This is a genomic window from Bacillus cereus group sp. BfR-BA-01360 (assembly GCF_022663595.1).
In the GTDB taxonomy this organism is placed as follows: Bacteria; Bacillota; Bacilli; order Bacillales; family Bacillaceae_G; genus Bacillus_A; species Bacillus_A cytotoxicus.
This window is the reverse complement of record NZ_JAKUFV010000011.1, coordinates 1-12,505: the sequence shown is the minus strand read 5'-3', so window position 1 is coordinate 12,505 and position 12,505 is coordinate 1. Positions and strand designations below refer to the sequence as shown.

Sequence of the window (12,505 nt, the reverse complement as noted above, 5' to 3'; positions counted from 1 at the left end):
CCACCACCCGAATTAAACGAAAATACTCGATTTTTCCAATCTATTCTTTTGCTTACTTCATTATATAACGAAGTAAGCAAAAGAATACATACAAAATGACCAAATTGGTTTTACATTCATTAATAACAAATATATAGGAAATGTCATAAAAAATACAAGTATTTTCTCTTGGAAATACTTGTATTTTTCAAAAACATCCTCATAGCTTCTGCAGCACTATGAGGATTTCTTCTATTATACGTTCAATTGAACTTCTACTCCAAAATGATCTGAAATGATCTTCCGATTCATATCATTAAAAATAACTTTTGAAGAAAAAACCTTTACTGGTTTGTTACTTAACACTAGATCAATCCGCAAGTTTTGCTTATTTTCGTCCCAGCCAGCAATTTTCCCTTGTACGGTTGTTCCTTCATCTTTCTCCATCGCTAATGCGTATGTATCGTAAAAATTATTTTGTATCATATAATCATATCCTTCTCCTCTTAAATGAGCATTATTATTAAAATCACCCATTAAGAATGAAAGCTCATGATCATCAATGTGCTCCATGAAACGATTCACTTGTTCTCGGAATGGTTCTTCCTCATCATTCCACCAACCAAGGTGACAAGAATAAAAGGTTATGTTTTTCCCTTGATAAAAAATTGTTGCATAAACAATCTTACGTGTTTTCCAATACGTTGTATCCTTACTTTCTGATACGAAGAAAGAACCTCGTTTTATAATCGGATGCTTCGTTATAATGGCTGAACCTTCTTCATATATGTCATAGCCAATATGCGCGAAGTCCCAAACCATACTGTAATTTTCTAAACCTAACTGTTTAAGCTCTGCAAGCAATATAAGACCAAAGTTATCCTTCTTTTTGTTACCATATACACTTTGAGCTTTTATAGATTGGCTTACCTCTTGTAAAGCAATTACATCGTAATTTTCTTCTTGAATCGTCTTAGCAAGGTATTTTATTTTTTCTAATTGATTCTCTTCTTGCCAAGAATGACAATTTAAAGTTAATACTTTCATTTCTTATGCACCTAACATGTCTTGAATATCTGATTTTAATACATCTGCTTTTGGACCGTATACAGCTTGCACACCTTTATCTTTTACAATAAGCCCTAATGCCCCATTTTGTTTCCAATCTGTTTCTGGTGCAACGACACTTAAATCTTTCACTGTCACACGTAAACGTGTCATACAAGCATCTACATCTGCAATATTATCCTTTCCACCTAGAAGGTCAATAACTTTTGTTGCTAAAGACCCTTCTTTTCCATTTGCTATTTGTTCTGAAGAATCATCTTCATTATCAATATAATTACCCGCACGCCCTGGAGTTGGTAAATTAAATTTTTTAATTAAGAAATGAAATACGGTAAAGTTTAAAATAAAGAACATTACTGAAACAATCACAAAATGAATTAAGTCTCTTGTTAACCCTGCATGAACCATCATTGGTGTACGAGTCATTAATTCAATAAATCCAAATGCATGTACTCGTAAATTAATAAGATCTGCCAATGCAAATGCAAGACCTGTTGTAATTGCATACACTATATATAATAATGGCGCGATGAACATAAACATAAATTCAATCGGCTCTGTAACACCTGTTAAAAATACCGCTAATGCTGCTGAAAAGAACATTGGCTTATATTTTGCACGTTTGTCTTTATCAACATTGTAAAACATTGCAAATGCAATCCCAATTAGTGATGCTGTCGATCCAATTACTTGTCCTACTTTAAAACGAGCTGGCACTACATTATTTAACAAATCGTTATATGCTTTTGTATCCCCATTTGTTAATAAATTATTTAAATCTGTAACCCATGCCAACCATAGCGGGTCTTGTCCTGCAACCACTTGACCAACTTTCGAACCCGTTAACATTGTATATGTCCCACCAAGTTCTGTATAGTTCATCGGAATCGTTAACATATGATGTAATCCAAACGGCAATAACAGACGCTCTAATGTCCCGTATACGAATGGCGCGACAACTGGTGCACTGTCTTTCGATGCCGCAATCCAGCGTCCGAACTCATTTAATCCACTTTGGATGAACGGCCATAAAAGTGATAAAACAATTGCCGTAATGGTAGACCAAACAATTACAACAAATGGTACAAAACGTTTCCCATTAAAAAATGCTAATGCCTGTGGTAATTTATTATAGTTATAATATTTATTATATAAAGTGGCACCTAAAAACCCTGTAATAATCCCTACGAATACTCCCATATTGAGCGCTGGTGCACCAAGTATAGAAGTGAAATAATCTTTTACAAGTAAATCTCCAGCTAATAATGAAGAAACTTCCGCTTTTGAATCCGCTAACATTTCAGTGTTAACACCAAATATAGCTCCCGTAATCCGGTTTGTTAACACAAATGCTAACAGCGCTGCAAACGCACCGCCTGCGCGGTCCTTTGCCCACGATCCCCCAATTGCTACTGCAAATAAAATATGCAAGTTTGTAATAATCGCCCAACCAATGTCTTCCATAACTCTAGCAATCATATGTACAGCATTTACATCTCCAGCAGCCATACCGATTAGCTTACCAATAGAAATCATTAAACCTGCAGCTGGCATAACTGCTACAACAACTAACAACGCTTTCCCAAACTTCTGCCAAAAATCAAAAGACGTAATTTTCATCTGTTTTTTCCTCCCTTTGTTTACCAGTTTCCTAATAAGACAACATAGAATTTCTCTACATATATGAAAACAATTCCAAACAGAGAATTGACGCAAACGTTTTCATAAATTAATTTTAATAAAAGCGCTTTCACATTGCAATAAAAAGTTTTTTCTAAACAAAAAAAGATGCTACGAGAGCACCATTTTTTTTAAGAAATACGATAAATTCTTGCTTCATAAGGATTTAAGATGATTTTCTTATTTCCTTCATCTTCAGAAATTTCATAGTTACTTAAAAGCAATCGATTGCTTTCTAACGTGTATGAATTCTTATGATAGATAGCTTCCTTGCTTGACAGATTGGTAATCACAATTATTTTTTCATCTTGTAATGTACGCGTGTATGCATAAATTTGCGGATCATCCTCTAATAATAAATCATACGTACCGTAATTGAAAACAGCATGTGCCTTTTTTAGAGCAATCATTTTCTTATAAAAATTCAAAATAGAATTGGGTTCTTCTTGCTGCTTTTGGACATTGATTTCTTTATAATTTGGATTGATTCCAAACCAAGGTGTTCCTGTTGTAAAACCTGCATTTTCTTCGCTACTCCACTGCATAGGTGTACGCGAATTATCGCGACAAGATGCCCATATAATTTCCATCATTTCTTGATGCGATACACCTTGTGCAATTTTCTCACGGTATAAATTTTTAATAGCTACATCGTCATAATCATCGATATTAGGAAACTGAACATTTGTCATCCCAATCTCTTGCCCTTGATAAATAAATGGCGTTCCATGCATAAAGAAATACATCGCTCCTAAAGCTGTTGCACTTTCACGCCAATATTGCTGATCGTCTCCCCAAGTCGATACAATACGTGGCTTATCATGGTTTTCAATATAAAGTGCGTTCCACCCTTTATTTTCTAAACCTTTTTGCCATTTTGTTAACACTTTCTTCAACTCTACAACATCAAGTTCTTTTTTCTTTTCAGCATCCCATAAACTTAAATGTTCAAATTGAAATACCATATTGAATTTACCGTTTTCCTCTCCAACCCAAAGATCTGCATCTTCAATTTTGACACCATTCGCTTCTCCAACAGTCATAATATCGTATTTTGCAAATGTATTCTCTTTTAGTTCCTCTAATAACGGCTGAATACCATTCACATTCATATGTTTATCAAAAGAAGATACATAAGGTAACCCTTTGGGATTTGGCATGTCTTTTAGTCCTTCTTCTTTCTTAATATGACTAATCGCATCAACACGAAATCCATCTATTCCCTTATCTAACCACCAGTTCACTGTCTCATATAAAGCTTCGCGAACCTCTTGATTCTCCCAATTTAAATCCGGCTGTTTCCGTGAGAATATGTGTAAGTAATATTGGTCTGTTGTCTCATCATATTCCCAAGCAGAACCATTAAAAATACTTTCCCAGTTATTCGGCTCTTTTCCATCCTTACCATCACGCCAAATATACCAATCGCGTTTTGGATTATCCTTAGATGATCGCGATTCAATAAACCAAGGATGTTCATCACTTGTATGATTAATAACCAAATCAATAATTAATTTCATACCGCGCTTATGCACTTCTTCTAGTAATGCATCAAAGTCTGCCATTGTACCGAACTCATCCATAATTTCGCGATAGTCACTAATATCATAACCATTATCATCGTTTGGTGATTTATACATTGGACAAATCCAAATAACATCTATCCCTAAATCTTTTAAATAATCAAGCTTTGCTATAATACCTTGTAAATCTCCAATACCATCACCATTTGAATCCATAAAGCTACGTGGGTAAATTTGATAAGCGACAGCTTCTTTCCACCATATTTTATTCATAATAGCGCTCTCCTTCTATATCCCTCTTTTTTATGCAAACGTTTTCGTAACACTATCATAACAAAATATATCAAGTTTGCAACGATAATTTTCATCTTACTATTCAATATCCTCTTTTCTCTCAAAAACAATACCCTTTTATTTTTGCCTATTTTTTTTGCAAATTTACAGGCTATCTCTTATCTATCTCCTTTTGTTCTCACTAAATAAAAAAAGCCATCCAATTTATGTTTGATTTCTCTCAACATTTTGGATGACTACCTCTTCTTCTCATTTCTTCTACTCATTCTGTCAATTATGTGCTGTCTTTTTGTCATGTAATAACTTCAATTCGATATTTGGTATTGTATTTCCCACTACATTTTCATCTAATGAAACTGGAATTTGAAATTTAAATTGTTTTGTTTCATGCCGCTGTAAATAAATAGGTGTTGGTACGTGATAACCTTCGATATTTTGTTCTGTATCTTGATGCAACACAAGTTGTAATGCTTGTGCATAATTACGATAATTCTTTAAAGTAACTACACAATTTTTCTCTCGTTTCTCTCCTCTTTTCTCTATCTTGCATTCACTATCTTCCTTTTTATATTCAATTGCCTCTAACCCTGTTTTCCCCGCATAGTACCAAGTTTTATCAAGAGTTTGAATGAGTTGATTAAATGTGAATGGCAATATACACATTATTACTCCTATACATCCACTTTTCATTTTATGAAATCTTTTTAACCAGTTAGAATGATTCTTTTCCATCCACTTCATAAAAAGTAAAAAAGAAAGCCCTTGTAATACACAAGATGTAACCCATACATTTGAAATTTTATAATTCATATAAATATATGTATCTACTGGAAGTCCATATGAATGAAATAATTTCTCTCCTACTAGTTCGTTATCGTTTGGAAATTTTAACACTAGTAATACCCCGACACTATAAAATATAGCAAGCAATCGATCATATTCAATACGGATCATTCTTTCTTCCCCTTTGTTTTTATTATCGATTTTAGCCAATATTATCGGAATATACAATCTTTTTTATAGAAATGCCTCATAAATATATATTCATTCATGTACAATTAAAATGATAAAAGCATTGATACATCTTTATGTCTCAATGCTTCTTTTCTCTCACATTCATTATTGTATTTTTCACATAGCGCTTTCTTCAAAATAAGTAGGATTATGTATTGTAATTTTTTTACCTAACACGGTAACAATACGGTCATTTTTCAATTGTTTTAATACGCTGCTAACTGTCTCTCGAGATGTTCCAGATATTTTAGAAATTTCAATTGTTGTCAGTGGACAAGGGATTACAATTTCTTCACCGTTTGGTTCGCCTAAGTCATGCATTAAATAATTTAATGTTTGAATAACACGATCTTGTGCATTAGGAATCGTAATGTTTTGCACACGATTTTCATTCAACTTTAATATTGAGGATAACTGCTGAACAATGTGCATTAATTGTGTTCGATTTGCCTTCACCATATCTTCAAAAATTACTGTCGGAATATAATACACATCGACATCAGTTATAGCTTCTGCCGTATAGCTGTATCCTTTATCAGTAAACATACCACTATAAGGAAAAATAGAATATCTCTTTACATAGTCTTCATATAATAAATTTCCACTTTGATTTACTCGTTCTAACTTTACAAAACCATCTAACATAAGGTAAATTCGTTCTCTTGAATCTCCTTCTAAAAATAAAAATTGTCCTTTCTTATAGGTGCGCCAATAAATAAATTCCGTTAAACCTTTTAACTTTTTGTCTGTTACATGAGAAAATAATTCAAACTGCTTTAAATCTTTAACCACATTCCGCCTATTCATAAGAAATCCCTCTTTCTTGCTATACATGGTATTAAAACATCAAGAAAGCGCATTCAAGTAAATTTTATCATAACCCATCCACATCTCTTAATTTCATAATGAATACTTTATGAACATTGATTACGAAAGATTATTAGTAAGTAAAAAGAATGAAGCGAACCGCTTCATTCTTTTTACTTACTAGCTTTGAACTCCCCCACTTAGCTAACGCTTGAAGTGGAGGATTCCTACGAACACCGATGTACCCATCGGTTATTCAGTAGGCTACCCCCGCAGTTCCTACGGTTAATACGAAATTCGTATGGTATTTGCAGTCTTATCTTAAATAAGCTACCTTATACATACACATGCTTCTTGTTGAGAAATAATAGTACCTGCTTTCTCTTCCAATGCTTCATATATTTTGTCTAAAGAAGTAATAATTGTTTTTCGTCCTGGACCTGCATTAACAAAATGAATAGCTGCTTCAATTTTCGGAAGCATACTTCCTGGTGCAAATTGCTGTTCCTCTATATATTTTTTTAATTCATCCACTCCAATCGATTCTAGTCTCTTCTGATTTGGTTGATTATAATTTATGTATACATAATCAACTGCGGTTAAAATGATGAGAGTGTCCGCACCTACTAGTTCAGCTAGCTTTTGAGCAGCAAAATCCTTATCAATAACAGCCTCCGTTCCTCTCAATCCTTCTTCAGATTCAATTACTGGGATCCCGCCACCACCAACAGCGATTACGATATTCCCAGCTTCTACTAATGAATTGATTACTTTATGTTCATGAATGCTCACAGGCTTTGGTGACGGAACAACTCGTCTCCATCCTCTTCCGGCATCTTCCTTAAATACAGCTTTTGTTTCCTTCATTAAGTGTCTTGCTTCCTCTTCCGTATAAAAGGGTCCTATTGGTTTTGTAGGGTTTTGAAATGCTTCATCTTTCTCATCAACAATCACACGAGTTATTACTGTTGCTACTTCTTTTTTTATATTTTGTTTTTTCAGCGCTTTTTCAATTGCATTTTCCATCCAATACCCAATCATTCCTTGGCTCATTGCACCGCAAGTATCCAATGGCATCGCCGGTGTTTTCTCTGTTTCTGCTACTTTTTGTTGTAATAAAATATTCCCCACTTGTGGACCATTCCCATGTGCAATTACAATATCAATGTTATTTCCCATAATTTTAACAAGTTGTTCTGCTGTTCTTTCTAGTGCTTTCTGCTGAGCCTCAGCAGTAGCATTTCCAGATTGTATTGCATTTCCTCCTAATGCAACTACGATTTTTCTTCTTTTCATATTTCAGCCCTCCATTTCATTTTTTATAACGTAATACTACCTGTAATTAATCCATAAATTGCAAAGAATGCTAATGCACCAATTGCTACAGATGATGCTAACTCTATACGAGTAAATATTTGTTTTTGATGTGTTTGCTTTTGAACATTGTAAAAAATGAAAATACCAGGTGCATATAAAGTCATGGTTAATAACAAGTATTCTAGTCCCGCAGCATAGACTAACCAAACTCCATAAATACTTGCAACCGAACCAATGATTATATTTTTTATACGATCATTTTCTTTAGATTTCAAACTATATTTAAGTTGATAAAATGCTGAAAAAGCATACGGAATTAAAATAGCTGAGGATGCAAGAGAGAAAGCAAAGTTATATGCTTGATCTGAAACAACAAATGTTAATAAGAAAATTTGAATGAGCCCATTTGTTATCCATAATGAGTTCACAGGAGCTTTGTTTTTATTCTCTTTTGCAAACCATTTCGGAAATACTCCGTCTTTGGCAGCTAAGTATGGAATTTCGGATGCAAGTAATGTCCAACCTAACCAAGCACCCAATACAGAAATGACTAAACCTAAATTAATAAAGACTGCCCCCCATTTTCCAACTATACTTTCAAATAAATATGCCATAGCTGGATTTCTCAAATTTGCTACATCTGCTTGTTTCATGAGTCCTAGGGATAACAATGTAATTAAAATATAAATAATCAATGTACCAATTAATCCAATAACTGTCGCTTTTCCAACATCACTTCTATTTTTAGCGCGGCTTGATAGAACAACAGCTCCTTCAACACCAATAAATACCCAAAGTGTGACAAGCATTGTACTCTTCACTTGGCTACCTACCGCTCCCCAAGAAAAAGAACCAGCTTGTCCCCAAAAGCCGTCTAAGAAAATATCAAAATGAAAAACGAAAATTCCTACCATAATAAATACAAATACAGGCACTAATTTCGCAATTGTCGTTACTAAGTTCACAAGTGCTGCTGATTGTACCCCGCGTAAAATTAGCATGTGAACGCACCAAAGTAATACACTTGCTCCAATAATAGATGCAACGTTTTGCCCCCCTTCAAAAATAGGGAAGAAATATCCTAATGAAGCAAATAATAATGTACCGTAAGCGACATTCCCTAGCCAAGCTGACAGCCAATACCCCCACGCACTATTAAATCCCATAAAATTACCAAATCCAGCTTTTGCATAACTAAAAATGCCACCATCTAAATCTGGTCTTTTGACAGTTAAATTTTGAAAAGATAAACCAAGGGCAATCATTCCAATACCCGTTATAATCCATCCAATAATAATAGCCCCTGCGCCAGCACCTTTTGCCATATCACTCGCCAAATTAAATGCACCACCGCCAATCATAGAACCAACTACAAGGGCGATTAAAGTAAAGAGTCCTAATTTCTTTTCTTCATCCATTCCACTCACCTCTCTTAATTTGCAATATTACAAATAGTGAATGATTATATCCAAAGGAGGAGAAAGGAAGGAAGCAATACTTCCTTCTTTATTTCATATCCCCTAAAGTAGCTGCCATAACCGCTTTAATTGTGTGCATTCTATTTTCAGCTTGATCAAATACTTTTGAATATTTACTGCGGAATACCTCGTCTGTTACCTCCATTTCGTTCAAGCCGTATTTTTCATAAATTTCTTTACCATACATTGTTTCCACATCATGAAATGCAGGTAAACAATGTAGGAAAATCACATTATCATTTCCTGTTGCTTGAATCATTTGCATATTCACTTGATAAGGCGTTAATAAAGCAATCCGTTCAGCAAATTTATCTTCTTCTCCCATAGATACCCATACATCTGTATAAATGACATCTGCATCTGCAACCGCTTCTTCCACATCGCTTGTTACCATAACACGATTACTATATTGTTTCGCTAAGTCGATTACTTCTTGCGCTGGCCATAATGACTCTGGTGCACAAATACGAACTTCCATTCCAACAATTGAACCACCAACTAATAAACTATTCGCTACATTATTCCGGCCATCACCAACATAAACAAGCTTCACACCTTTCAAATGCCCTACGTGCTCTTTAATTGTTAGAAGATCTGCAAGTGTTTGTGTCGGATGCCACATATCTGTTAAACCGTTCCATACTGGCACGCCAGAGTTTGCAGCTAACGATTCTACTGTTTCATGAGAAAAACCACGGAACTCAATTCCATCAAACATACGGCCTAACACTTTTGCTGTATCTTCAACAGATTCCTTTTTACCAAGCTGAATATCACCTTTTCCCAAATATTCAGGATTTGCACCCAAATCAGTACAAGCGACTGTAAATGCGCATCTTGTACGGGTTGAAGTTTTTTCAAATAGGAGTGCAACGTTTTTTCCTTCTAAATAATGATGTGGGATACCATTTTTCTTTTTCTCTTTTAATTCCGCTGCTAAATCAAGAAAATATAATAATTCTTCTTTTGTAAAATCTTTTTCAGCAAGAAAACTTCTTCCTTTTAAGTTTGATCTCGTCATTAACATCGTTCATCCCTACTTTCTCCGTTATTTATCACTAAATATCTTTTCTAACAATCGGCATACTCATGCAACGTGGACCCCCACGACCGCGTGATAATTCCGAGCTTAATACCTCAATTACTTCAATTCCATGTTCACGTAATAAAGCATTTGATACATAGTTGCGATCATATGTAACAACTACTCCTGGAGCAATTGCTAATGTATTCGATCCATCATTCCATTGTTCACGAGCAGAAGCAATTACATCTCCTCCTCCACAAGGAATCAATACTAATTCTTGTAAGCCTAAAACTTCTTTTAAAACTTCCATCAACGATGTGCGATGTGTAATTTTAAGAGTCTCTTCATCCAGACCTTTTTCCAAAATGTAAATGTTCATATTCCCTTTTGGTCCTTGAATAGCTGGATGAATGGTAAATTTATCATAGTCAACCATCGTAAAGACTGTATCTAGATGCATAAATGCTCGGCATTTTGGAATTTCTATTGCCAATACTTTTTTAATTTTATTTTGACGACTAAATAAGTTCTTAGCCAACCGTTCAATCGCTTTTGCTGATGTACGAGCAGATACACCAATCGCAACTGTTTCTTCATTTAAGATAAGTTCGTCACCGCCTTCAATTGGAAACTTATAATCACGATTTAACCAAACTGGTACATTATGATTTGCAAATCGTGGATGATATTTCATAATGTATTCTATAAACAATGATTCACGTCTACGTGCTGGTTCTCTCATTTTGTTAATGGTTACCCCTTCACCTATCGTAGCCGCCGGATCACGCGTAAAATATAAATTTGGCATTGGGTCTAAATAAAACGGATAATGATCTTCCATTAATTCGTATAGATGTGTTTTTTGACTTGTGTCAATTTCATTTTTCCGCACACCGCCCATAATTTTTTGAATCAATTCTTCATTTGAAAAGGAAAGTAAATATTCTTTTAAGGTTTGATGCGCAACATTGGCATCAGCTTGCCCTTCTTTTAAAATACGATTAACAAATTCTTCACGAAATTTTTTATCAGTTAATGCCTCTGCTGCTAGCGTTTCTAAATAAAGAACTTCCACACCCCGATTACGTAATGTTTGTGCAAAGTAATCATGCTCTTTTTGAACAATTGGTAAGTAGGGAATATCGTCAAATAATAATTGTTGCAAATAATCTGGTGTTAAATTCTCCAATTCTTTTCCAGGACGTTTTAATAAAACCGTTTGCAACTCCCCAATTTCTGAAGTAACATGAATCGGATGTTTCATTTGTTGTACCTCCCTTTAAGTTCGTTTGATATCTTACAAGTACATCATAAACAGAAAACATTTCCGCTTTTGTGAAAAGGTTAACATTCAATGGTGAAATATTTCACAAATTATTTTTTAAAGTCATATATAGTTGTATTTTTATAAATCGTTTTATCACATATCTCACAATATAGTTATTTGTTCTGTATATATCAATGAATATTAGAGTATGAAATGTATAAAAAAAATCCCATTTCTAATCTCTATTAGAAATGGGATTTCATCTACATAATAAAATTTAGTCGTTCTTCTAAAATTTTTCTATCAGAAAGAGAATGAGAAATAATAAGACATGTATCGTTTCCACATACACATCCTATTTTTTCTTTCCAATCTAACGAATCCAACAAAGCACCAATCACATGTGCATTACCAGGTAACGTTTTAATAACCGTTAATCGATCTACATAATCAACTTTCACAACTACTTCTTCTAATTTTTTCTTTAACTGCATATCCGTTTGTAAATGATCCTTCGAGAAAAATTTATATATTGGTAATCCTTTTGAAGAAGCTACTTTTATTATATTTAATTCTCGAATATCTCTCGAAATGGTAGCTTGTGTTACAGACACACCTTGTTCTGCCAATAATTCTACTAATCGCTCTTGTGTATCTATTTCATATTCTTCTACTAATTGTTTAATAAGTCGTTGTCTTTTTTCTCTTTTCATAAAAGACACCCCTTCTAACATTATAACTTTATTATATCTTGCTATAATTTTCATTCAAAAGAGACAATCATAAAAGTTGCGGAAACGTTCATAGTTTTTAGTAAAAATTCATTATTTATATCACTTATATGATGTATTGTGTTATGTATCTAGAAATAAAAAAATGCTCGTAAAGTGCTTCAGAAAAAATTCTCACAAAATAAAAAGGAAGAACATAAATAAAATGTACCCTATAGGATAGACACTTAAAAAAAGGTCTATTCTATAGGGTATTTCTTGTATAATGAGAGAAAAATGAGAATCGGAGACATTTCAAAATGACGAAAAAACTATTTACA

10 protein-coding genes are annotated in these 12,505 nt (G+C 33.9%); all 10 read right to left on the bottom strand.

Features of this window, described 5'->3' with window-relative positions:
• Positions 1-234 precede the first annotated feature (234 nt).
• Positions 235-1,026 (bottom strand): endonuclease/exonuclease/phosphatase family protein, encoded by a 792-nt coding sequence (locus tag MR056_RS11960; RefSeq protein ID WP_087097613.1) that lies wholly within the window; start codon positions 1,024-1,026, stop codon positions 235-237.
• Between the two features lie 3 nt (positions 1,027-1,029).
• On the bottom strand, positions 1,030-2,667 hold the full coding sequence (locus MR056_RS11955) for a PTS transporter subunit IIBC (protein WP_011983471.1): 1,638 nt from the start codon (positions 2,665-2,667) through the stop codon (positions 1,030-1,032).
• 191 nt (positions 2,668-2,858) lie between these two features.
• Positions 2,859-4,523: a glycoside hydrolase family 13 protein gene (locus tag MR056_RS11950; protein WP_087097611.1), complete on the bottom strand. Its 1,665-nt coding sequence runs from the start codon at positions 4,521-4,523 to the stop codon at positions 2,859-2,861.
• A 291-nt stretch (positions 4,524-4,814) separates the two neighbouring features.
• Positions 4,815-5,498, bottom strand: a complete 684-nt coding sequence (locus MR056_RS11945; protein ID WP_011983469.1) for a hypothetical protein — start codon at positions 5,496-5,498, stop codon at positions 4,815-4,817.
• Between the two features lie 177 nt (positions 5,499-5,675).
• The gene (locus MR056_RS11940; RefSeq protein WP_011983468.1) at positions 5,676-6,365 is read right to left on the bottom strand and encodes a Crp/Fnr family transcriptional regulator; all 690 of its coding nucleotides are present in this window, start codon (positions 6,363-6,365) and stop codon (positions 5,676-5,678) included.
• Between the two features lie 330 nt (positions 6,366-6,695).
• Positions 6,696-7,661 (bottom strand): carbamate kinase, encoded by a 966-nt coding sequence (arcC, locus tag MR056_RS11935; RefSeq protein WP_210351344.1) that lies wholly within the window; start codon positions 7,659-7,661, stop codon positions 6,696-6,698.
• Positions 7,662-7,684: 23 nt separating this feature from the next.
• A complete protein-coding gene (gene arcD / locus MR056_RS11930; protein WP_087097607.1) occupies positions 7,685-9,100 on the bottom strand; it encodes an arginine-ornithine antiporter in 1,416 nt (471 codons plus the stop codon).
• An 88-nt stretch (positions 9,101-9,188) separates the two neighbouring features.
• On the bottom strand, positions 9,189-10,187 hold the full coding sequence (gene argF / locus MR056_RS11925) for an ornithine carbamoyltransferase (RefSeq protein ID WP_011983465.1): 999 nt from the start codon (positions 10,185-10,187) through the stop codon (positions 9,189-9,191).
• A 31-nt stretch (positions 10,188-10,218) separates the two neighbouring features.
• On the bottom strand, positions 10,219-11,451 hold the full coding sequence (arcA, locus tag MR056_RS11920; RefSeq protein ID WP_087097605.1) for an arginine deiminase: 1,233 nt from the start codon (positions 11,449-11,451) through the stop codon (positions 10,219-10,221).
• 266 nt (positions 11,452-11,717) lie between these two features.
• Positions 11,718-12,167: an arginine repressor gene (argR, locus tag MR056_RS11915; protein WP_011983463.1), complete on the bottom strand. Its 450-nt coding sequence runs from the start codon at positions 12,165-12,167 to the stop codon at positions 11,718-11,720.
• Between the last annotated feature and the right edge of the window lie 338 nt (positions 12,168-12,505).